Source organism: Agromyces sp. GL_144, assembly GCF_057834305.1.
This window is the reverse complement of the sequence record NZ_CM174399.1, coordinates 1460207-1482100: the sequence shown is the minus strand read 5'-3', so window position 1 is coordinate 1482100 and position 21894 is coordinate 1460207. Positions and strand designations below refer to the sequence as shown.

Genomic DNA, 21894 nt, shown 5'->3' with positions numbered 1-21894 from the left:
GGCGGTGGGCGGAGGGCCCCGGCGGCACGGATAGCGTTGCTGCATGGCAGACCGCGAATACGGCTTCAAGACCCGCGCCATCCATGCGGGCAACATCCCCGATCAGGTGACGGGCGCGCGCGCCCTGCCGATCTACCAGTCGAGCGCGTTCGTCTTCGACGACACGGCCGATGCCGCGGCGCGGTTCGCCCTGCAGAAGTACGGCAACATCTACTCCCGCCTCGCCAACCCGACGGTCGCGAGCTTCGAGGAGCGCGTCGCGAGCCTCGAGGGCGGCCTCGGCGCCGTCGCGACCGCGTCGGGCCTGAGCGCGCAGTACATCACCTTCGCCTCGCTCGCCGGCTCCGGCGATCACATCGTCGCCTCCGCGAACCTCTACGGCGGCTCGATCACGCAGCTCGACGTGACCCTGCGCCGCTTCGGCATCGAGACCACGTTCGTGCGCTCCTCCGACCCCGCCGACTACGCGGCCGCCATCCAGGAGAACACCAAGGCGCTCTTCGTCGAGACCATCGCCAACCCGTCCGGCGAGATCGCCGACCTCGAGGGCCTCGCCGATGTCGCGCACGCCCACGAGATCCCGTTCATCGTCGACTCCACCATCGCGACGCCCTACCTCAACCGCCCCATCGAGTGGGGCGCCGACATCGTCACCCACTCGGCGACCAAGTTCCTCGGCGGGCACGGCACGACCCTCGGCGGCGTGGTCGTCGAGTCGGGCCGGTTCCACTGGCACTCCGAGAAGTTCCCGCTGTTCGGGCAGCCGGTGCCGAGCTACGGCGGGCTCGAGTGGTCGGGCAACTTCGGCGAGTACGCGTTCCTCACCCGCCTGCGCGCCGAGCAACTGCGCGACATCGGCCCCGCCCTCGCGCCGCACTCCGCGTTCCTGCTCGCGCAGGGCGTCGAGACGCTGCCGTACCGCATCCAGGCCCACATCGACAATGCGCGCGCGGTCGCCGAGTGGCTCGAGTCCGACCCGCGCATCGAGAACGTCTGGTGGGCCGGCCTGCCGAACCACCCGCACCACGACCGCGCGCAGAAGTACCTGCCAAAGGGCGCCGGCTCCGTCTTCAGCTTCGAGGTCAAGGGCGGCCGCGCCGTCGGCCAGAAGCTCATCGAATCGGTCAACCTCGCCTCGCACCTGGCCAACATCGGCGACGCGAAGACCCTCATCATCCACCCGGCGTCGACCACGCACGCGCAGCTGACCGAGCAGCAGCTCGTCGACGCGGGCGTGCTTCCCGGCGTCGTGCGCATTAGCGTGGGCATCGAAGACGTCGAGGACATCATCGACGACCTCGACCAGGCCCTCACGGCAGCGACGGGAGCAGCACGATGACCAGCGTGACCGACACCACGAGCACTGCGGATGCCACGACCGAGACGGATGCCGCCACCGAGACGGTCCGGCTCGTCAACGGCCTCTCCTGCGACCTGCCGGCGAGCTCACCGCTCGCGAAGCTGCTGAAGTCGCAGCGCACCTGGGTCGGACCCGATGCCAAGCAGCGCCTCGCGATCCTCCGCGCCGCGAAGTCGGTCGCGATCGTGGGCGCCTCGCCGAAGCCGCAGCGCTCGAGCTACTTCGTCGGCACGTACCTGCAGCAGTCGAGCGACTACCGCCTGTACTTCGTGAACCCCATGGAGACCGAGATCCTCGGCCAGCCCGCCTACGCGAGCCTCGCCGACCTTCCCGAGGTGCCCGACATCGTCGTGGTGTTCCGCCGCGGCAGCGACATCCCGAGCGTCATCGACGATGTCGTCGCGGTGGGCGCCAAGACCATCTGGGTGCAGCTCGGCATCTGGAATCAAGACGCCGCCTACTCCGGCGAGGAGCAGGGGCTCACCGTCGTCATGGACCGTTGCATCAAGGTCGAGCACGCCCGCTTCCACGGCGGCCTGCACCTGCTCGGCTTCGACACCGGGCAGATCACGGCCCGCAAGACGCTGCGCTGAGTCCGTGGCCGGCGAGGGCGCCGGCCACGGCCCTCGAGCCGCCGCCAGCGCCCGAGCGTGCATCAGCACGTCGGAACCTCGCTCACGTCCGAACCTCGCTCACGTCAGAGCCGCTGCAGCGCGGCGATGAGTTCACGGCGGTCGACCCCCGCGTAGGCGAGCGCCCGCGGCACGGTGCCGAGATCGGCGCTGAGCACGCCCACGAGCGTGTCGACCACGGCGAGCCTCTCGCGTTCGCCACGAGGCCGGCTGCGGTGCGCCCGGAAGTCCGCGCTCCGCAGCGCCTCGCGCAGTGACGCGCCCCAGATCGGGCGCCCGTCGCGGGTGGCCCGCAGCCGCTCCTCGGCGACCGGCTCGACACCGGCCGCCCGCAGGGCATGCGCCCGTTCGTCGCGCAGCGCCGCGTCGATGCGGTCGACGTCGAGCCCGAACCCGGCGAGCGTCTGTGCGGCGAGGTCGCCGCTGCCGGCGATGGAGAGCAGGAGGTGCTCCGCCTCGACCCTCGCCGCACCGCGCTCGGCGGCCTCGTCGATCGAGCCGATGACGACGGACTTCACGGTCGGGCCGAGATCTCTCTCGAGTGCTCCAGAAGGCTGCATGTCAGGCATTGCGTCTCCTCAGTTCGATACCCGCGGCTTCGAGGCGGCGGTGGTGCTTCTTGTGCACGGCCTGCCGGGTGACGCCGAGCGCCTCGGCGACCTGCGACCAGCTCCAGCCGGCTCGCATGGCGCGCTCGACGGCGGCGTCCTCGAGCCGATCCGCGAGGTCGCGCAGGGCGACGACGGCGGCGAGGTCGTCGGCCTCGACTCCGGTAGGGTCAGGGCCCAGACGATTCGGGCCCTGCGGGTTCGGTGCGGGCGTGTTCATGTAAGCAACCTACGTTGCTAACATGACGGCTGTCAACCCCAGTTGCTTATTCGGCGCCAGTCCAGAACTCCGAGAGTGCGAGCGCGATCGCGTCGCGCACCTCCCGATCCGATGCCGTGGCGACGCCGTCGCCGGGTTGCACGCCGTAGTCGCCGAAACTCGCGTGATTCGCACCCTCGATCTGCACGAAGGTCGCATCGCCTGGCAGCAGATGCGCGGCGCCCTCGATCTTGTCGGGGGTGCTGAGCCCGTCATCGCCGCCCGAGAGGCTGAGCACCGCCAGGTCGGTGCCGCTGAGATCGTTCGCGCAATAGGAGCCGAAGAAGACCACGCCCCTGATATCGACGACGCCCGGGACATCCGTGTCGGCCGCCATCATGCACGCGCGCACGCCGCCGAGCGAATGCCCGCCGACGTACCACTCGGTCACGGCGGGCGCATGCCGCGTGAACGTGTCGAGCGGTCGCTGATCGAAGAACGCGAGGTTCAGCGTCGGCTTCGTGATGACGACGGTCGTGCCGGTCTCGGCGGCCGCGTCGACGAGCTTGGCCAGGTAGGCGTACGGATCGACCCTGGCACCCGGAATGAAGACGAGCCCCCGATCGGATGCCTCGTGCACGGGTGCCATCACGACGGCGTCGTCGAACGACTCGAGGCTCACGCGCGCATCGCGCCACGCCTCGAGGGAGGCCGGGCGCTCGCCCTGGAACACCGTGTTCGCCCAGACGAGGAAGCCCACGACGAGCAGCGCGAGCACGGCGACCACCGCGACGATCACGCGGAGCGTGCGGGATGCCGCGGTCAACGGCGCTCCACGGTGTTGCCGTTGCCGTTCAGCCGCACGGGCTGCGGGTCGTTGTCGGCCTCGATGCCGTTGTCGTCTCCCGACACCTCGACCGACCCGACCTGGGGCGCCTCGACGTCGTTGCCGTTGCCCTCGATCCTGATCGAGGCGATGGTGCGCGCCTCGACGTCGTTGTCGTCGCCCCTGATCGTGACCGCGCCGAGCCCGGCACGGGACTCGATGTCGTTGTCGCGCCCCTCGATGCGCAGGGAGGTGCTCGCGCCCATGCGCACGTCGAGGTCGTCACCGCGCACGATGACCTCGGCGCAATCGCCCTCGACCTCGTACCTCACGCGCGTGCCGTCGAGCGTGATGCTCGCCGCCTCGGCGCACGAGACCTGCTGACGGCCGCCTGTCGCGGATCCGTCGCCGCCGGGTGCGACGCAACCGGCGAGCAACAGGATGCCCGCCAGCCCGATCAGTGCTCCCGCATGCGTTCTCACGCCGGCCTCCCTCGCTCGGTACCCCTCCGCCTCAGCCTAGACACCCGCGGCGAACCGCACAGGTAGGCTCGTGCCGTGCACAACGCCCCCGAGCCGCCCCGCGTCACGGTGCTCGGCCCGATCTCGGTCGAGGGCCGCGACGGCGCACCGCTCGAACCCGCCGGGTCCCTGGCGAAGGCGCTCATCGCCGTGCTCGCCGTGCTCCCGAGGGAGCCGGGCGGCGCCGTGGGCGTCGAGACGATCGTCGACGAACTCTGGGGCGAGGCGCCGCCCCGCAACGCCAAGGCGGCACTGCAGACGCTCGTCAGCCGCCTGCGGGCCGTCACGGCCGACGGCCTGCTGCGCTCCGCCCCCGGCGGGTATGCGCTCGGCATCGACGGCGGCCAGCTCGACCTGACCAGGGCTGCACGGGTGTCGGAGGATGCCGCGACCGATCCGGTCGCCCTCGATCATGCCCTGGCGCTCTGGCACGGCGAGCCCGGCGCCGACCTCGGCGAGGCCCCGATCGCCGAAGCGCTCGCCGAACGGGCGTCGGCCGCACGGTCGGCCCTGCTCCGGCGCCGGGCGCACCTGCGCTCCTCCGCCGGCGACCACGCCGGCGCCGCCGACGACCTCGGCGTGCTGCTCGCCATGAACCCGCTCAACGAGCAGCTCGTGGCCACCCAGCTGCGCGAGCTCGCGGCATCCGGTCGCCGTGCCGATGCCCTGGCCGCGTTCGCGGGGTTCCGTGAACGGCTCGCCGACCAGCTCGGCGTCTCGCCGTCGGCCGAGCTCATCGCCGTGAACGCCGAGCTGCTCCGCGACGAGGCGCCCGCGGCGGGTCCGGCCGAGCCCCGCCACCGCATCGGCGTGCGTGCCGCGCCGAACGAGCTCATCGGGCGAGATGCGGATGTCGCGGCCATCGAGCACCTGCTCGCCGGGCACCGGCTCGTCACGATTCTCGGGCCCGGCGGTCTCGGCAAGACGCGGCTCGCACAAGAGATCGCGCTGCGCTCCGACGCCGCCTCGGTCGTCGTGGTCGAGCTCGCGAGCGTTCGGTCCGACGGCGATGTCGGGCTCGCCCTGGGCTCGGCGATGGGCATCCGCGAGTCGAGCGCGAGCCAGCGCCTCGCCGAGGCCGCCGTGACCAGACGCGATGCGCGCACCCGCATCATCGAGCTGCTCGCCGAACGTCCGACGCTGCTCGTGCTCGACAACTGCGAGCAGATCGTCGATGGCATCGCGGCCTGGGCGGCCGAGCTGCTCGCCGCGGTGCCGACGCTGCGACTGCTCGCGACCAGCCGCAGCCCGCTCGCCATCGCCGCCGAGCAGGTGTACCCCCTTCCGACGCTCGCCGCGATCGGCTCCGACGCCATGCCAGGGCCCGCGGCCAGGCTGTTCCTCGAGCGCGCCCGCGCCGCCAGGCCGTCGGCCTCGCTCCCCCTCGAGGTCGTGGAGCGCCTCTGCGACCGCCTCGACGGCCTACCGCTCGCGATCGAGCTCGCCGCGGCGAGGGTGCGCTCGATGAGCGTCGAGCAGATCGAGACCAGGCTCGCCGACCGGTTCGCGCTGCTGGCCGGCGGCGACCGCACCGCCCCCGAGCGCCAGCGCACCCTGGCCGCGGTCATCGAGTGGAGTTGGGCACTGCTGACGCCCGCCGAGCGTGCCGCCCTGCCGCGGCTCGTCTGGTTCGTCGACGGATTCGGGGCGGACGCCGCCGAGGCGGTGCTCGGCACCCCCGACGCGCTCTGGGTGCTCGACGGACTCATCGCGCAGTCGTTGCTCGCGGTCACCGACGATCCGCTCGGACGCCCGCGATATCGGATGCTCGAGACGGTGCGCGAGTTCGGACAGCTCCGACTCGACGAGGCCCGACGTGCCGAGGTCAGGGCGTCGATGGCCGAGTGGGCGTCGGCGTTCACGGCCGACGCGATGCGGAACGTGCGGGGGGCGGCGCAACTCGCGACCTTCGCCGGCATCGCGATCGAGCAGGACAACCTCGTCGCCGTGCTGCGCGAGGCCATGGAGCGCCGCGACGCCCCCACCGTGTTCCGCGTGTTCGCCGCGCTCGGGTACTTCTGGACGGTGCGGAGCGCGCACTCCGAGATCATCGCGCTGAGTGCCAGCGTGCTCGAGGCCACCCGAGGCTCGCGTCCCGACGCCGAGCATGCCGAAGCCGCCATGCTCACGTACACGCTCATCGCCGGCACCGGCTTCGCGTCGGATGCCACGACCGGGCTCCGGGCACTCGCCCGCCTTCGCGGCGTGGCCAAGCTGAGGCATCCGGTCGCACCCTGGATCGCGGCGCTCGCGAGCTTCCTCATGAGCCTTCCCGACCTGAAGCGGGCGGAGGCCCAGATCAGGACGATGTCCGACGCCGCCGACCCCGAGACGGCCCTGCTCGGCAGCATCTTCTGGACGCAGTTCGCCGAGAACGAGGGCGAGCCCGATGAGGCCGCCGAGTTCGCGCTTCGCGCCCACCGCCTCGCGGCGAAGGTCGGCGATGCGTGGGCGTCCGCGATGTCGGCGCTCATGCTCGCCGAGCTGGCGGGTCAGCGGGGCGAATCGCAGGAGGCGCTCGACTGGGCGACCGAGGCGTACACCGGCATGGCACGACTCGAGGCGAGCCAGGACCTGCTGCAGATCGACTGGATGATCACGAGTCACCTGATCTCGCTCGGACGACTCGACGAGGCCGAGAGCCGGCTCCTCGCGCAGGCGGCCGACGACCGCGTGACGAGCGACGGCATCCCGCAGGCGATGACCGCCGAGCTCGGCCTGGCCGAGCTCGACCGCATCCGCGGCGAGACCGAGCGCGCTTTCGAGCGCACGTCGCGAATCGTGGGCATGTTCACCGCGGGCACGCAGCGCTCCTCGCCCTGGTACCAGATCATGCTCGCGACGCTCGTGGCCCAGGGTGCGCTCTCCGACTGGCCCGAGACGACGATCGCCGCGTGGGCCGAGACGATGCGCCGACGCATGGTGGCCACCCTCCGCGCGCGGGCGGGGTTCGTCGATCGGCCCGTGCTCGGCACGGTGGCGGCCGGATGGAGCGCATGGGCGGTGCGGCATCCGTCGCTGTCCGATCGCGCCGTCGAGCTCTTCGCCCTCGCCGAGGTGCTGCACGCCCGACAGGACCTGCCCGCGCTGCGGCTCGACACGCTCGCCGGACTCATGGCCGAGCATGTGGGTGATGAACGGCTCGCGTCCGCCCGCGCCGCGGCATCCGCTCTCAGCAGGGCCGAACGCACCGAACGGGCTCGCGCGCTGATCGCGGAGCCCGTTCGGGTGGGGTGAGGCCGGCCGAAACCGTCTCGGCTCAGGCCTTGCGCATGTACGCCCTGACGGTGAGCGGCGCGAAGATCGCCACGATGACGGCCGCGCCGAGGAGCGTGAGCCAGGCATCGGCACCGAAGACGCCCGTGTTCATGAGCTCGCGCGCCGCGTTCACCAGGTGCGTGACCGGGTTGTAGGCGACGACGGTCTGCAGCCAGTCGGGCATGGTGTCGGTCGGTGCGAACGCGCCCGACAGGAACGTGAGCGGGAACAGCACGAGCATCGAGATGCCCTGCACGCTCGAGGCGGTGCGCGCGATCACGCCGAAGAAGGCGAAGATCCAGCTGAGGCCCCACGCGCAGGCGATGACCAGCAGCGAGGCGACGAGCACCCCGGCCGGGCCGCCGTCGGGGCGGAAGCCCATGAGGAAGCCCATCAGGAGCGTGATCGCCGTGGCGATCGCATACCGCAGGGTGTCCGCCAGCAGCGCGCCGGAGAGCGGGGCGATCCGCGCGATCGGCAGGGAACGGAACCTGTCGAACACGCCCTTGTCCATGTCCTCGCGCAACTGCACGCCGGTGACGATCGAACCGGTGATGACGGTCTGCACCAGGATGCCGGGGATGATGATCGGCAGGTAGCTCGGGATGTCGCCCGAGATGGCCCCGCCGAAGATGTACACGAACATCACGGTGAAGATGATGGGCTGCAGCGTGACGTCGAAGAGCTGCTCGGGCGTGCGCTTGATCTTCAGCAGGCCGCGGTACGCCATCGTCAAGGTGTGCGAGACGGTCTCGGAGATCGAGACGCGATTCTTGAGGCTGCGCTCCACGCCCGGGGTGATCGTGGTCGTGCCGACGGCGCTCGGAGCGTTGGTCTTCGTGTCGGGTGCGATGGTGGTCATGCGCGGCTCCCTTCGAGCTCGGCGTCGCTTTCGAAGCTCGCCTCGGTGGTCTCCTCTTCGACGCCGTGGCCGGTGAGGGTGAGGAACACCTCGTCGAGCGTGGGCTTCTGCACGCTCATCTCGGCCAGGTGGATGCCCTCGTCGCGCAGCGTGATGAGCAGGTCTGCGATGCGGTCGGGTTCGTGCATGGGCGCGGTGATGCGGCCGGCCTCGGGCGAGAGCGTCGGCGAGACGCCGAGCACCCGCTCGATGGCGACGCGGGCGTCCTCGCGGTCGCCCGCGTTCACGAGCCGGAGCTCGAGGCTCGACTCGCCGACGGAGGCCTTGAGCTCGTCACCCGTGCCCTCGGCGACGACGCGGCCCCGATCGATGACCGCGATGCGGTCGGCGAGCTGGTCGGCCTCGTCGAGGTACTGGGTCGTGAGCAGCACCGTGGAACCGGTCGCGACGAGGCGGCGGATCGTGTCCCACATCTGTGCTCGGGTGCGCGGATCCAGGCCCGTGGTGGGCTCGTCGAGGAAGATGAGCGGCGGCTGCGCGATGAGGCTCGCGGCGAGGTCGAGGCGGCGGCGCATGCCACCCGAGAAGTTCTTCAGCGGGCGCTTGGCGGCCTCGGTGAGGCCGAACTCCTCGAGGAGTTCGGCGGTCTTGCGCTTGGCGGCCGAGTGGCCGAGCCCGAGCAGGCGGGAGAAGAGGATGAGGTTCTCGTTGGCCGAGAGCGTCTCGTCGACCGAGGCGTACTGGCCCGTGACGCCGATGAGCTGGCGCACGACCTGGCTCTCGCGCTGCACGTCGTGGCCGAAGATGCGGGCGCTGCCGGCGTCGGGCTTGAGGAGGGTCGCGAGCATGGAGATCGTCGTGGTCTTGCCGGCGCCGTTCGGGCCGAGAACGCCGTAGACGGTGCCCGTCGCGACGCGGAGGTCGACGCCGTCGACGGCGCGGTTGGATCCGAAGGTCTTCACGAGGCCCTCGGCCTCGACGGCCCAGCCGCGACCGGCGGTGGTGTCGTGTGAAGTGAATGTGGTCATGACGACCATGCTCCGCGCCGACGCTCACACGGCGCTTGCACGCCGCTGTCATGTGCGTTTGCACCGTGAAAGCGCAAGAACTTGCATCAGGACGCCGATTCCATGCAGGGCCTTCGACGTACGCTGGAATCGTGACAGCGTTCGTCTCAGCCCTCGATCTCTTCTCGATCGGCATCGGGCCATCGAGCTCGCATACGGTCGGTCCGATGCGGGCCGCACGGGCGTTCGCCGAGCTGCTCGCCGAGCACGGACTCCTCGATCGGGTCGACCGGGTCGCCTGCACGCTCTACGGCTCGCTCGGCGCGACCGGGCTCGGGCACGGCACGCCCGACGCCGTCGTCGCCGGCCTCCGGGGCCTCCAACCGCACGCGTGCGATCCCGACGAGGTGCGGGGTGCGTGGTCGAGCCTGGGCGACGCCGGCGCGACGGTTCTGCTCGCGGGGCGGCATCCGATCGCCATGACGAAGGACGACGTGGCCTTCGCGCCGCGCACGCGGTTGCCCGGCCACCCCAACGCGATGACGCTGCAGGCGTGGCACGACGGCGACGCCCTCCCGCTCGCCGAGGAGACGTACTACTCCGTCGGTGGCGGCTTCATCCGCCGCGACGGCGACCCGCCGCAGGAGTCCGAGGTCGTGCGCTACCCGCTCCCCTACTCGAGTGCCGCCGAACTGCTCGAGCTCTGCGCGCGGTACGACGTCTCGTTCTGCGACGTCGTGCGCTACAACGAGGTCGCGCTGCACGGCGAGACCGGCATCGACGAGGGCCTCGACGCGATCTGGGCCGCCATGGCCGACTGCGTCGAGCACGGCCTCGCGACCGAGGGCACGCTCCCCGGCGGGCTCGGCGTGCGCCGTCGCGCACCGAACGTGCGCCGCCAGCTCGAGCAGTACGAACGCGAGCTGTTCACCGGCGTCGGAACCGCGAATCCGGGCGCACGCGACACGTCGACCGAGTGGCTGCACGCGTACGCCCTCGCCGTGAATGAAGAGAATGCGTCTGGCGGCCGCGTGGTCACCGCGCCCACGAACGGCGCCGCGGGCATCATCCCGTCGGTCGGCCACTACTACCTGCGGTTCGTGCCGGGTGCGGATGCCGCCGGCATTCGCCGCTACCTGCTCACGGCCGCCGCGATCGCGTCGCTCGTCAAGCGCAACGCCTCGATCTCGGGCGCCGAGGGCGGCTGCCAGGCCGAGGTCGGATCCGCCTGCGCGATGGCCGCGGGCGCCCTCTGCGCGGTGCTCGGCGGCACGCCCCGGCAGATCGAGAACGCCGCCGAGATCGCGATGGAGCACCATCTCGGCCTCACCTGCGACCCCGTCGGCGGGCTCGTGCAGGTGCCCTGCATCGAGCGCAACGCGATCGCCTCGTCGACGGCCGTCTCGGCCGCGCGCCTCGCCATGCACGGCGACGGCACCCACCTCGTCTCGCTCGACGCCGCGATCGAGACCATGCGCCAGACGGGCCTCGACATGAAGACGAAGTACAAGGAGACGAGCCTCGGCGGGCTCGCCGTCAACGTCGTGGAGTGCTGAGGTTCTTCTCGGCCGCGTTCCTGCCGGGGCGAGCGTCAGCAGGCGCAGCTGATGCCGTGGTCGATCGCGGTGACGGATGCCGCGGGGCCGGCGCTTGCGCTCGCGTGCGCTGCGACCGACCCGACGATGCCGCCCGGCACGACGTTCGTGAGCCCGTCGGGCGCGCGCTGCGCGAGCCCCGCGTCCGTGTCGAAGGCGAACCCCTCGCGCACCCAGTACTCGAACCCGCCGATCATCTCCTTCACGGGGTACCCGAGCGCCGCGAACTCGAGTGCGGCGCGCGTCGCGCCGTTGCATCCGGGGCCCCAGCAGTAGACGACCACGGGCGTGCCGACCGGCGCGATCGACGCGGCGCGCGAGGCGATCTCGCGGCGGGGCAGGTGCACGGCCCCCGGAACGCGACCCTGCGTCCAGGCCTCATCGTTGCGCGTGTCGATGAGCACGAACGCCTCGCCGTCGACGAGCGCGGCCTGTACGTCGGAGACGTCGGCCTCGAAGCCGAGGCGGCCGCGGAAATGCGCGATCGCGTCGGCGGGCGAGGCGACGTGGTCGAAGAGGGTCTGCGTCGTCGTGAGCTGGGTCGCGAGTTGGGTGGCCGTATCCTGCGTCATGTCTCGACCCTGCCATCGGCGCGCGCCGACGTCATCGTGAAATCCGGACGCCGATGCGCGAGATCCTGACAGGGTTCGGTCGTTGACGATGCGGGTCGTCGCGATCAACCTGAGAGCGTGACAGACTCCTCAGCCCCCATCGCCGCGTCGCCCGAGAAGAACCCCGGCTTCGCTTCGACGAGTTCCACGGTGTTCGGCCGTGACATCTCCTACATCGACGCGGTGTACGGCTTCGCCGCGACGTTGCTCATCTCGAACGTCGACGCGCCACCGGCAGCGGCCTGGAAGTCCTTCGACGCGCTCGTGGCCTCGGGCGTGGTCTTCCAGGCGTCCGGGTTCGTGCTGAGCTTCACCGTCATCGCCGTGTTCTGGCGGCTGAACGTCAGGTTGACCCGACAGTTCACGGGCCTCGACTCGGTCACGACGATCTTGAACCTGGTCGCCGCCGGGGGCGTGATCTTCCTCGCCTTCACCACGCAGGGCATCAGCGACCCGGCGTCCTCCCACCTTCCGATACCGACCGTCCTGTACGCCCTGAACGTCGCCCTCGTGTCGATCTGCGTGAGCACGATGTACGAGGTGGCGCGGGCACGAGGACTCCTGCGGCATCCCACCACTCGACGACAGAACGCCGCCGACCTCGTCGCCGGCCTCGTGACCCCGGTCGTGTTCCTGGCGTCGATCCCGGTCACCCTCGCGTGGGGAGCCGTTCCGGGCAGGTGGTGCTGGGCGACGCTGATCGTGCTCTCGCCGATCGCGGGCATGCTCGCCGCGCGAACGGCCCGTCGGGCTCGCACGCGGAGTGAGCCCCGCTGAGCGAGCCCCGCTCGGCGAGCCCCGCTGAGCCCGCGTCAGGCCGGCGCGAAGAACGCCGTGGCGGCCGACGCCAGTGCAGCGAGGTCGTCGACATGCGAGAGCTCGCGGGCGGAGTGCATCGAGAGCAGCGGCGTTCCGACGTCGACCGTGCGGATGCCGAGGCGCGTCGCGCTCAGCGGCCCGATGGTCGAGCCGCACGGGATCGCGTTGTTCGACACGAACGGCTGGAACGGCACGCCCGCCTGCTCGCAGGTGCGCGCCCACAGCGCCGACCCGAGGGCGTCGGAGGCGTACTTCTGGTTCGCGTTGAGCTTCAGCAGCGGACCGCCGCCGAGCTGCGGCCGGTTCACGGGGTCGTGGCGCTCGGGGTAGTTCGGGTGCACCGCGTGTCCGGCGTCGGAGGAGAGCAGCCACGACTGCGCGAATGCACGGCTGCGGTCGACCTCGTCGGCGCCGAGGCCCGCCGCGATGCGCGCGAGCACGTCGGCGAGGAACGGCCCGCTCGCGCCCGACCGCGATTCGGAGCCGAGCTCTTCATGGTCGAACGCGGCGAGCACGCTGATGTGATCAGACGGCGTGCCGGTCGCCCCGCCATCGGATGCCGCGGCGAGCAGCGCCACGAGTCCCGCGTGCACCGAGGTCAGGTTGTCTTGGCGGCCCGCGGCGAAGAAGACGTCGTCGAGTCCGAACCGCGCGGGGGCGGCGGTGTCGGCGACGAGCACGTCGTGCCCGGCGATCGCGTCGACGTGCAGCCCCGCGACGCCCGCGAGATGCGCGAGCACGTCGCGCGCGGCGCCCGAACCCCAGATCGGCTGCAGGTGGCGCTGCCGGTCGAGCGTCAGGCCCTTGTTGACCTCGCGGTCGAGGTGGATCGCGAGCTGCGGGATGCGCAGCAACGGCCCAGTGCGCACGAGGTGCACGGTGCCGTCGGTCGTGACGACGCGACCGGCGAGTTCGAGTTCACGGTCGAGCCACGAGTTCAGCAGCGGACCGCCGTAGACCTCGACACCCGCCTGCAGCACGCCCTCGGAGCTCGTCGAGGCCCCCGGCTTCAGCTTGAACGACGGCGAATCGGTGTGCGCCCCGATGATGCGGTACGGGCTCGTCGCGGTCGCCGGCTCGGGCTGCACCCACGCGATGACGGCGCCGTCGCGCACGACGACCCGGCGGCCCGGGCCGGTCGGCCAGGCATCCGCCTCGTCGAGCCGCTCGAAGCCGGCGGCCACGAGCCGATCGGCCACGGCCGAGGCCGCGTGGTACGACGACGGCGATTCGCGGATGAACGAGGCGAGGTCTTCGACATGGGCGTCACGATCAACGAGGGGCATGGGTCAATCCAACACCGGATCGCCGGCTCAGGCGAACCGGCGGTCGCGTGAGCTCAGGCGAAGCGCACCGTCTGCTGCAGCCGTGTGCGCACTTCCATGACCTCGGAGCCGCCGAGGTGCGGCGAGCCCGGGATGCCCTCGAACACGGCGCTCGCGAGGCGCGACGCCCGCACGAGCGCGACGACCGCACCGCGGTGCGAGCCGCCGATCTGCAGGGGCTCGTCGGCGAACTCGTCGGGCACGACCACGACGAGCGCGGTGGGCTTGACCTTCGCGGCTCGGCCGATGGCCTTCGCGCGGGCCGCCAGTGCGCGCACCGGCCGTTCGCCGGCGAGCGCCTCGCCGATGAGCTCCCCGCGCCGGAACCGCACGGGCCCGCCCCAGTCTTCGGACTGGATCGCGAACAGGCCCGTGGGGCCGAGCACGAGGTGATCGAGCTTGGGCGGCAGACCCGGTCCCGCGGCATCCGTCGCCACGTCGTGCCAGACCGTGAACGCGATGCCGAGCGTCGAGAGCGAGCGCGCGGTCGACTCCTCGGCGAGCGCGTCGGCGAGCAGGTGCCGGATCTCGCGGGGTGCGCGCCGCACGAGCGACGGTTCGTAGGGGTCGGGGATCTCGTCGCCGTAGCCGACCCATTCGCGGATGCCGTCGAGGTACTTCTGGCGCGTCAGGCCGCCCGGGTGGCCGTACGAGCGGGCGAGCGGGCGCGAGTCGCGGCGCGGGCGCGGCGCGGCGGGCGCCCAGGTCTCGTGCGTCGGCTCGGGCGACGCGCTGCGGCCGTTGCGATCGAACGCCGCCCTGGCCTCGGGAGTTCCGACCTGCGTCCAGGCGCGTTGCACGGCGTCGAACTGCGCGGTCGAACCGCCCGTGTCGGGGTGGGCGCGGCGCAGGGCACGGCGGTACCCCTGGCGGAGCTCTTCGAGGTTCGCGTCGGCACGGACGCCGAGGACCTCGTACGGTGAGGCGGAGAGCGGACTGTCGGGCATGGGCTCGCTTTCGGTGTGCGCAGACGAGACTACCGCCGCCCTCCTTCGAGGCGGCTCAGGCGCAGCTGTCGCGCCGGTGTGAGCGCGCCTCCCGGTGCTGAGCTTTCCTCGTCGATAGACTCCGGGCGAGCGGTTCCGGGCGAGCGGCGCGCCGCAGGCCATGTCGCAGGCCATGTCGCAGGTCATGTCGCAGGTCATGCCGCAGGGGGAAGGTGATCGATGTCGATCGAGGTCAACTACTGGGCGGTCGCGCTCGCGACGATCTCCACGATGATCGTGGGATCGATCTGGTACACGCCGAACGTGTTCGGCAACTACTGGATGCGCGTCGCGAAGGTCGACATGGAGGACCGCAGCGCGGTCGGCCCGATCCTCACGACCCTCATCGTGAGCTTCATCTCGGCGTGGGTGCTCGCCATCGCGACGTACGTCACCTGGACGGCATTCGGCGGCAACTACCTGAGCGTCACGCTGACCGTCGCCGTCGTCGCGTGGGCCGGCTTCACGGCGGCGCGCTTCGTCACCCACGACGCGTTCGAGGGGCGGCCATCGGGTCTCACGATCCTGAACATCGCGCACGAGCTCGTGACGTTCGTGGTCATGGCGCTCATCATCGGCGTCTGGCCGCCGGCCGGCACGGTGTAGCCCCGCCCGACCGACCGAGCCCGCTATTCCGCGAAGCGCAGCACGCCGTCGTCGACGAGCGTGCGCACCGCGGGCAGCAGTTCCGCGGCGAGCGCGACCGCGTCGACCTCGAGCAGGTGCGCGATCGCCGCGATGATCTGCCCGACCTCGAGTTCGCCGTCGCAAGCGCCCACGAGTGCCGCGAGCCCCGTGTCGAGCGTGATCGCGCGCCCGAACCCGCCGCCCTGCCGCAGCAGCATGGCCGTGGGATTCTCGTCGCCGGGCCAGTGGTGTCGCTCCTCGGTCACGTCGGGCGCGACCGCGAGCCGCGATCCGGCGAGATCCGCGTCGTCGAGCGCGGCCTGCCGGTCGTGCGCCGCGAGGCACTCCGAGAGGTGGCCGCCGAGCGTCGCACCGTCGGAACCGAGGGGTCCGTGCAGCCGTTCGAGGCGGGCAAGGCGAGCGGATGCCTCGAGCGCATCGCCTTCCGGCCGGCGCAGCAGCACGTAGCCGAAGCCGACCTCGCGCACGCCTCGCGCGGCGAAGTCGTCGAGCCAGGCGTCGTAGAGCCGGTCGAAGTCCTCGCCCGAGCGCGTGCCGCCGTCGCGGATCCAGGTCTCGGCGTACTCGGTGACGTGCTGCACGTCGCGTTCGATGATCCAGTGTTCGAGACCGCTGCGGGCGAGCCACTCGTCGACGCGGTCGAACGCGTCGCCGCGCCCGCGGTACTCCCAGTTGCCGAGCAGCTGGGCGATGCCGCCGGGCTCGAGGTGCGCGCCGACGCCGGTGATCACGGCCTCGACGATGCCGTCGCCGACCATGCCGCCGTCACGGTAGTCGTACTCGGGCACGCCCTCGCGGCGCGGCGTGATGACGAACGGCGGGTTCGAGACGACACGGTCGAAGCGCTCCCCCGCGACCGGTTCGAACAGGCTCCCGAGACGGAACTCGACGCCCTCGATGCCGTTCAGCTCGACGTTCATCGCCGCGATCTCGAGCGCCCTCGCCGAGATGTCGGTGGCCACGACGCGATCGGCGAACCGCGAGGCGTGCATGGCCTGGATGCCGCATCCCGTGCCGAGGTCGAGCACGCTGCCCGCGGCATCCGGGATCATGAGGCCCGAGAGCGTCATCGACGCACCGCCGACGCCCAGCACGTGCTGCTCGCCGAGCGCATGCCCGAGGGCGAGTTCGCCGAGGTCGGAGGCGATCCACCACTCGCCGGTGCCATGCGCGTCGTCGAAGGCGTACGGGCGCAGGTCGAGCAGGGGGCGGATGCCGCGGGCCTCGCGCTCGTCGGAGACCTCGGCGTCATCGCCGGGGCTGCCGCCGACGAGGCCGAGCTCGATCGCGCCGTCGACGCCGAGCGCCGGCAGCGCACGCGCCAGGTCGTCGCGGTCGACCGGGATGCCGAGCACGAAGAGCTCGGCGAGCGTCGCCAGTTCGGCCGATGCCGCACGCTCGGCGCGCCTGGCGTCGAGCACGCGCCGGGCGGGAACGCGCTGCCCGCGATGCAGGGCCGCCGCGGCCTCGGCGCCCCAGAGCGACTCGAGCGAGGCGACGGCGAACCGCGCTGAGCGCAGGTCGGCCGCGAGCAGGGCGAGCAGTTCGCGGCGGCGAACGGGGGCGGCGGTGCCGATGGTGCCGCTGCGATCCTGGGCCGAGGCGTCGTTCGCGTTCATCCGTCCATTCAAGCGCACCCCTCGTCGAGCCGGGGCGGCCACGGGCACGATACGGGGCGTCACCCGCATGTCATCGGGCGGCCATCTGGGGTCATCCCGCGTAACCCGCGCGACACACGGGCCACGTAGCGTTGACTAGCATCGAGACAGCGAGGGGAGGTCGCCAATGACACACGCGACGACGCTGGAGAACCTGCGGCAGGACGCACGCGACGAGCTCTCCGCGCTCATCGAGCTGCGGTGTCGCATGGGTGAAGACCCGTGGGTCTTCCTGCCCGACCTGCCGTCGGTCGACGAGCAGGTCGTCGCCACGCTCCGCGAGGAGCGCATCCATTCCGAACGGTGGAGCCTTCCGAGAGCCCGCGCCTACCACCCGGCAGCCCGCGCGGGCGATGCCGAGAAGTTCGAGTTCGAGGTGCTGCGCGAGATCGCGCTCGAGCTGCCCGAGCTCAGCGCCGCGGTGTGGAAGGTGCTCGACCGGGTTCCGTCAGCCTGGTGACCCTCAGCCCGGCAGCGCCTGCTCGGCGGCCCGGCGCTGCACGCGCATCCAGGTGAAGAAGCCGAGCAGCGTGAACGCCCCGTAGAAGACGTACATGAACGCCGACGCGTAGTAGCCCGCGCTGATGAGCAGTGGAACGCCCACGAGGTCGACCGCCACCCAGATGAGCCAGAACTCGGTCCATCCCTTGGCCATGCCGTAGGTCGCGAGCAACGACCCGACGAAGATCCACGCGTCGGCCCAGACCGGCTCGAACGAGCCGAGCGCCCGGAAGAGCGGCGTGAGCAGCAGCGTGCCGCCGACCATGCCGAGGCCGAGCGCGATGCGCACCTTCCATCCGGCCCACCGCGGTTCGACGGCGGGCGTGTCGCCACCGCCCGCGCGCTGATGCTGCGACCACCGCACCCAGCCGTAGATCGACACGATGATGAACATGACCTGCCGCCCGGCCTGGCCGAGCAGGTTCACCGGGTTCGGGGTGTCGAACACCGCGCCGAGGAACACCGTGAACAGCAGCGCGTTGCCGACGATGCCGACGGGCCACGCCCAGATCTTGCGCCGCAGCCCGCCGAGCGCGCTCGCGAGACCGAAGAGGTTGCCGACGATCTCGCGCCACAGGATCACCTGGTCGCCGATCACGAGCTGCGCGTCGAACAGCCACTCGATCGGGTTCACGGGGTGGTGCTTCCGGATGCCTCGGTGCCGGCGGATGCCTCGGTGCCGGCGGATGTCGCAGTGCGATCGGATGCCGCAGTGCCGGCCCTTCGGCGTCGCAGGCGGAGCACGAGCGTGGCGATCGCCCGCCAGCCCACGAGCAGGAGGCCGAGCGTCAGCGTCGCCACGATGATGAACGCGAGGGCGGTGCCCTGCCCGGTGACGGCCCGGAGCAGCATGCCGAAGAGCACCGACGCAGCCCAGATCACGACGCCGGTCGGCCACACGGCGAACGGTGCACGCCAGGCGCGGATCGCCAGCCACCCGAGTGCGGCTCCGGCGAGGAACGGCCACGCGGTCCCCCAGAGTCCAACGGGGTCGAGCGCTTCGGCATGGCTGCTGCGCCCCGTGAGCGCGAACACGATCACGAGCACCACGTCGATCGCCGCGGCGAGCACGACCGCGCCGGTGCCGGCGCTCGTGGCTGGGCCTGTGCCAGTGCCTGCGCCTGTGCCTGCGGCCGCGCCTGTGCTTGTGCCTGCGGCATTCGAACGCGGCTCGCCAGAACGCGGCGCAGCAGAAGGAGGATTCACGCCCTCATCGTACGTCTGGGGTCGGGGGGTCAGTTTCAGAACACCGGCTACACGGCTACACGGCTACACGGCTACACGGCTACACGGCTACACACGATTCTGGAGGCACCCCCCCTCTCCGGCGCATCGCCGGCCTGCGATCGTGCAAGGGAGGAGTCCGTTCCCGGAGTGGCACCACTTCACCACTTCACCACCGCGTTTCCGACGGGAACCCTCCGTCGGGCGAAGGCCCCCGGGAGGCTGCGCGTGTCAGAGATCGACGTCTGGGGCGGCCTCTGCGGCTGCAGCGGCGGTCGCGAGATCCGCGGCCGAGTGCACGGGCAGCGCGCAGATGAACGACTCGCAGCGATATGCGGTGACCTCGCCGCCGAGCGCGGCGCGTCCCTCGAAGAGCTCGAAGCCGGCATCGGCGAAGGCGCGGGCCTGCGATTGCGTGATGATCGCGGTGACGGAGGCCGCGTGTCGGCGCGTCGCATCGATGAGTTCCACGGTCGGGTCGAATGCCGGGCGGAACTGGGCGCCGAGCACGGGGTCGAACACGGTGACGGGCTCGGTGAGCTCGACATCGCCCGGAAGGTCGACGTCGGCAGCACTGGCGTCGGCAGCACCGTCGGTCGCGGCATCCGGAACCACCGTCACGAGTTGCACGAGCGGGGAGGCGAGACGACGCATGAGCGCGAGCGAGCCGCCGAAGGCGATCGGGCGCTGCACCGCGATGCCGGCGACCGTGCGCATCGCCGCCCGAGCGGCCTCGAGGTACCGGTCGCCCGCGCCGAGCGCCGCGAGCCGCCAGGCGGCGTCGGCGCAGGAGGTGAGGCCCGAGGGCGTGGCGCCCTCGGCGGGGTCGTCGGGCATGGCGAGTCCGCGGGCTGCGAGCACCGGGTCGGCTCCGCCGGGCGAGGCGAAGACGAGCGACCCGCCGGATGCGCCGGACGCGCCGCCTGCGGCGAGCGCGCCGTCGATGAGGGTGCGCGCCGTCACGGCGTACGACACCTCGCCCGTGGCCAGCGCGAGGTCGATGAGCCCGCCGGCGAGCATGCCGAGGTCTTCGAGCGTGGCACGGGCGTCGGAGACCTCGGCGCCGAGGGAGGCGCGCACGAGTACTCCGTCGTCACGAAGGTGCAGGCCGAGCACGTGCCGGGCGGCACGGGTCGCCGCTACGAGCGCGTCAGCGCCGGCTCCCGCATCGCCGACGACGGCGGCGTACCGGGCGAGTGCGCCGATCGCGAGTCCGTTCCATCCGGCGAGCACCTTGTCGTCGAGGGCGGGCGCGGGCTGCGACCTCCGCTCCTCTGCCGTGAGCGCGTAGTACCCGCCCTCGGAGCGTGCGCCGTCGACGTCGCTCTCGGAGTCCTGCGCACTCGCGAACCCGCCCGACGGCAACTGCAGCACATCCTGCAGGAACGCGGCCACGCCGGATGCGAGATCGGCGAGATCGGCGAGATCGGCGGAGCCGGCCGCCGGAGACGCCGGGACCGAGGCATCCGCCCCCGTCATGAGCTCGGCGAGCACCCGCAGCAGCAGCGCGTTGTCGGTGAGCATGCGCTCGTAGTGCGGTTCGCTCCAGTCGGCGCGCGTCGCGTAGCGGAAGAAGCCGCCCTCGACCGGGTCGCGCAGCGGCGACCGCCCCATCGCGAGCAGCGTGCGTTCGGCGAGCGCGCGGCCGGAGCTGACGGCACCGGGGGCGCCGGGGACACCGCCGGAGGCCGCGAGGAAGTCCAGCACGGGCGCCACCGGGAACTTCGGGGCTCCGCCGAACCCGCCGTGCACGTGATCCTCTTCGGCCGCGAGCAGCGCGACGGCCGCGTCGAGCGCGGCGGCGTCGGGCAGGTCGCCGCGGGTCGAGGCGACGGATGCCGCGCCCAACGCCTCGGCGACCGCAGCGGCCGTCTCGTCGAGTTCGCTCCGGCGCTCGCGCCAGGCATCCGTCACCGCCGCGAGCACGTCGACGAACGCGGGCACGCCCTGCACCGCACGCGGCGGGAAGTACGTGCCGGCATGGAAGGCGCGACCCTCGGGCGTCGCGAAGACCGTGAGCGGCCAGCCGAGCTGCTTCGTGAACGCGGAGGCCGCGGCGAGGAAGCTCGCATCGACGTCGGGATGCTCTTCACGGTCGACCTTGATCGCCACGAACCGCTCGTTGAGCACGGCCGCGACCGCGGGGTCGCTGAAGCTCTCGCGGGCCATGACGTGACACCAGTGGCAGGTGGCGTAGCCGATCGAGACGAGCACGGGAACGTCGCGCTCGCGCGCCGCCGCGAACGCCTCTTCACCCCACGGAAACCAGTCGACGGGGTTGCCCGCATGCGAACGCAGGTACGGGCTGAGCGCGCCGGCGAGTCGGTTCACGAGATCACGACCTCGCTCAGTTGACCTCGTCGGGGTGCGAGCTCACGCGACCCTCGCGCTCGAGGCCCGTGATCGCGTCGACCTCCTCCGCGCTCAGCTCGAAGCCGAACACGTCGAAGTTCTCGACCATGCGCTCGCGCCGGTTCGACTTCGGGAACACGATGTGGCCGCGCTGCAGGTGCCAGCGGATGAGGACCTGCGCCGGGGTCACGTCATGCGCGGCGGCCGCGCCGGTCACCTCGGGCAGGTCGAAGAGCGGGTACTTGCCCTGCCCGAGCGGACCCCAGGCCTCGATGCCGATGCCGTGCTCCTCGGCGAAGGCCGTCGTCGCCGGCTGCTGGTGGTACGGGTGCAGCTCGATCTGGTCGACCGCGGGCACGATCTCGGTCTCGGCGAGGAGACGCTCGAGGTGGTGCACGAGGAAGTTCGAGACGCCGATCGAACGCACGCCGTCGGTCTCGCGGAGCTGCTCGAGCGCCTTCCAGGTCTCGACGTAGAGGTCGCGCGCCGGCGTGGGCCAGTGGATGAGGTAGAGGTCGACGTACTCGAGCCCGAGGCGCTCGCGGCTCTGCTCGAAGGCGGTGCGCGCCGACTCGGCGCCCTGGTCGTCGTTCCAGAGCTTGGTCGTGATGAAGAGCTCTTCGCGGGGGATGCCGGAGGCCGCGATCGCGCGCCCGACACCCTCTTCGTTGCCGTAGATGCGGGCCGTGTCGAGGTGCCGGTAGCCGACCTCGAGCGCGTCGCTCACGATGCGCTCGGTCTCGCCCGGATCGACCTTGAACACGCCGAACCCGAGCTGCGGGATCGAGTAGCCGTCGTTGAGCTGGACACGGGGAATGAGCTGATCGGTCATGACTCCATCCCACCACGCCGGTCGTGGCATCCGACAGGGGGTTCGCCATGCGCGAAGACCGCTCGCCGTA

General features: G+C 71.6%; 21 protein-coding genes. 7 read left to right on the top strand and 14 right to left on the bottom strand.

Going from position 1 to position 21894, the window contains the following annotated elements:
* Nucleotides 1-43 precede the first annotated feature (43 nt).
* Both AC3IPY_RS06615 and AC3IPY_RS06610 read left to right on the top strand, forming a co-directional pair.
* A complete protein-coding gene (locus AC3IPY_RS06615) occupies nucleotides 44-1339 on the top strand; it encodes an O-acetylhomoserine aminocarboxypropyltransferase/cysteine synthase family protein (protein WP_489187531.1) in 1296 nt (431 codons plus the stop codon).
* Between the two features lie 95 nt (nucleotides 1340-1434).
* Nucleotides 1435-1953 (top strand): CoA-binding protein, encoded by a 519-nt coding sequence (locus AC3IPY_RS06610; RefSeq protein ID WP_489188261.1) that lies wholly within the window; start codon nucleotides 1435-1437, stop codon nucleotides 1951-1953.
* 104 nt (nucleotides 1954-2057) lie between these two features.
* Here AC3IPY_RS06610 and AC3IPY_RS06605 read toward each other — a convergent pair whose 3' ends face one another.
* Genes AC3IPY_RS06605 through AC3IPY_RS06590 form a run of 4 tightly spaced genes read right to left on the bottom strand, consistent with a single transcriptional unit; the run spans nucleotide 2058 to nucleotide 4107 of the window.
* Nucleotides 2058-2561 (bottom strand): Clp protease N-terminal domain-containing protein, encoded by a 504-nt coding sequence (locus AC3IPY_RS06605; protein WP_489187530.1) that lies wholly within the window; start codon nucleotides 2559-2561, stop codon nucleotides 2058-2060.
* Complete coding sequence (locus AC3IPY_RS06600) at nucleotides 2554-2820, bottom strand: helix-turn-helix domain-containing protein (protein ID WP_489187528.1); 267 nt, start codon at nucleotides 2818-2820, stop codon at nucleotides 2554-2556. Before AC3IPY_RS06600 ends, AC3IPY_RS06605 begins: the two co-directional genes overlap by 8 nt.
* 46 nt (nucleotides 2821-2866) lie before the next feature.
* Nucleotides 2867-3625 carry an alpha/beta hydrolase gene (locus tag AC3IPY_RS06595; RefSeq protein ID WP_489187526.1) on the bottom strand — a complete coding sequence of 253 codons (759 nt, stop codon included), beginning with the start codon at nucleotides 3623-3625 and terminating at the stop codon, nucleotides 2867-2869.
* Nucleotides 3622-4107 carry a DUF3060 domain-containing protein gene (locus tag AC3IPY_RS06590; protein ID WP_489187525.1) on the bottom strand — a complete coding sequence of 162 codons (486 nt, stop codon included), beginning with the start codon at nucleotides 4105-4107 and terminating at the stop codon, nucleotides 3622-3624. The genes AC3IPY_RS06595 and AC3IPY_RS06590 overlap by 4 nt, the downstream gene beginning before the upstream one ends.
* A 75-nt stretch (nucleotides 4108-4182) precedes the next feature.
* On the opposite strand from AC3IPY_RS06590, the gene AC3IPY_RS06585 reads away from it, so the two are divergent.
* Entirely contained in the window at nucleotides 4183-7383 is a 3201-nt protein-coding gene (locus AC3IPY_RS06585) for an ATP-binding protein (protein ID WP_489187524.1), read from the top strand.
* A 22-nt stretch (nucleotides 7384-7405) separates the two neighbouring features.
* On the opposite strand, the gene AC3IPY_RS06580 is transcribed toward AC3IPY_RS06585, so the two are convergent.
* Together AC3IPY_RS06580 and AC3IPY_RS06575 are read right to left on the bottom strand one after the other, a co-directional pair.
* A complete protein-coding gene (locus AC3IPY_RS06580) occupies nucleotides 7406-8266 on the bottom strand; it encodes an ABC transporter permease (protein WP_489187523.1) in 861 nt (286 codons plus the stop codon).
* Nucleotides 8263-9294: an ATP-binding cassette domain-containing protein gene (locus tag AC3IPY_RS06575; protein WP_489187521.1), complete on the bottom strand. Its 1032-nt coding sequence runs from the start codon at nucleotides 9292-9294 to the stop codon at nucleotides 8263-8265. Before AC3IPY_RS06575 ends, AC3IPY_RS06580 begins: the two co-directional genes overlap by 4 nt.
* A 131-nt stretch (nucleotides 9295-9425) precedes the next feature.
* Here AC3IPY_RS06575 and AC3IPY_RS06570 point away from each other — a divergent pair, with 131 nt between their 5' ends.
* Nucleotides 9426-10829 (top strand): L-serine ammonia-lyase, encoded by a 1404-nt coding sequence (locus AC3IPY_RS06570; RefSeq protein WP_489187520.1) that lies wholly within the window; start codon nucleotides 9426-9428, stop codon nucleotides 10827-10829.
* Between the two features lie 35 nt (nucleotides 10830-10864).
* On the opposite strand, the gene AC3IPY_RS06565 is transcribed toward AC3IPY_RS06570, so the two are convergent.
* Nucleotides 10865-11440, bottom strand: a complete 576-nt coding sequence (locus AC3IPY_RS06565; RefSeq protein ID WP_489187518.1) for a rhodanese-like domain-containing protein — start codon at nucleotides 11438-11440, stop codon at nucleotides 10865-10867.
* 117 nt (nucleotides 11441-11557) lie between these two features.
* Here AC3IPY_RS06565 and AC3IPY_RS06560 point away from each other — a divergent pair, with 117 nt between their 5' ends.
* Nucleotides 11558-12256, top strand: coding sequence for a TMEM175 family protein (locus AC3IPY_RS06560; RefSeq protein WP_489187517.1), 699 nt, complete (start codon nucleotides 11558-11560; stop codon nucleotides 12254-12256).
* 35 nt (nucleotides 12257-12291) lie between these two features.
* Here the strand turns inward: AC3IPY_RS06560 and AC3IPY_RS06555 are convergent, their stop codons facing one another.
* The gene (locus AC3IPY_RS06555) at nucleotides 12292-13584 is read right to left on the bottom strand and encodes a M18 family aminopeptidase (RefSeq protein WP_489187515.1); all 1293 of its coding nucleotides are present in this window, start codon (nucleotides 13582-13584) and stop codon (nucleotides 12292-12294) included.
* Nucleotides 13585-13637: 53 nt separating this feature from the next.
* Nucleotides 13638-14570: a J domain-containing protein gene (locus tag AC3IPY_RS06550; protein WP_489187514.1), complete on the bottom strand. Its 933-nt coding sequence runs from the start codon at nucleotides 14568-14570 to the stop codon at nucleotides 13638-13640.
* 219 nt (nucleotides 14571-14789) lie between these two features.
* On the opposite strand from AC3IPY_RS06550, the gene AC3IPY_RS06545 reads away from it, so the two are divergent.
* The gene (locus AC3IPY_RS06545; RefSeq protein WP_489187512.1) at nucleotides 14790-15215 is read left to right on the top strand and encodes a DUF1761 domain-containing protein; all 426 of its coding nucleotides are present in this window, start codon (nucleotides 14790-14792) and stop codon (nucleotides 15213-15215) included.
* A 23-nt stretch (nucleotides 15216-15238) separates the two neighbouring features.
* On the opposite strand, the gene AC3IPY_RS06540 is transcribed toward AC3IPY_RS06545, so the two are convergent.
* Nucleotides 15239-16876 (bottom strand): DUF7059 domain-containing protein, encoded by a 1638-nt coding sequence (locus AC3IPY_RS06540; protein ID WP_489187511.1) that lies wholly within the window; start codon nucleotides 16874-16876, stop codon nucleotides 15239-15241.
* A 166-nt stretch (nucleotides 16877-17042) separates the two neighbouring features.
* On the opposite strand from AC3IPY_RS06540, the gene AC3IPY_RS06535 reads away from it, so the two are divergent.
* Nucleotides 17043-17375, top strand: a complete 333-nt coding sequence (locus AC3IPY_RS06535) for a hypothetical protein (protein ID WP_489187509.1) — start codon at nucleotides 17043-17045, stop codon at nucleotides 17373-17375.
* Between the two features lie 3 nt (nucleotides 17376-17378).
* Here AC3IPY_RS06535 and pnuC read toward each other — a convergent pair whose 3' ends face one another.
* The 4 genes from pnuC to AC3IPY_RS06515 form a co-directional block, all read right to left on the bottom strand.
* A complete protein-coding gene (pnuC, locus tag AC3IPY_RS06530) occupies nucleotides 17379-18050 on the bottom strand; it encodes a nicotinamide riboside transporter PnuC (protein ID WP_489187508.1) in 672 nt (223 codons plus the stop codon).
* Nucleotides 18047-18487 carry a DUF3054 domain-containing protein gene (locus AC3IPY_RS06525; protein ID WP_489187507.1) on the bottom strand — a complete coding sequence of 147 codons (441 nt, stop codon included), beginning with the start codon at nucleotides 18485-18487 and terminating at the stop codon, nucleotides 18047-18049. The genes pnuC and AC3IPY_RS06525 overlap by 4 nt, the downstream gene beginning before the upstream one ends.
* A 384-nt stretch (nucleotides 18488-18871) precedes the next feature.
* Entirely contained in the window at nucleotides 18872-20971 is a 2100-nt protein-coding gene (locus AC3IPY_RS06520) for a thioredoxin domain-containing protein (protein WP_489187506.1), read from the bottom strand.
* Between the two features lie 16 nt (nucleotides 20972-20987).
* A complete protein-coding gene (locus AC3IPY_RS06515; protein ID WP_489187504.1) occupies nucleotides 20988-21824 on the bottom strand; it encodes an aldo/keto reductase in 837 nt (278 codons plus the stop codon).
* Nucleotides 21825-21894: the final 70 nt, after the last annotated feature.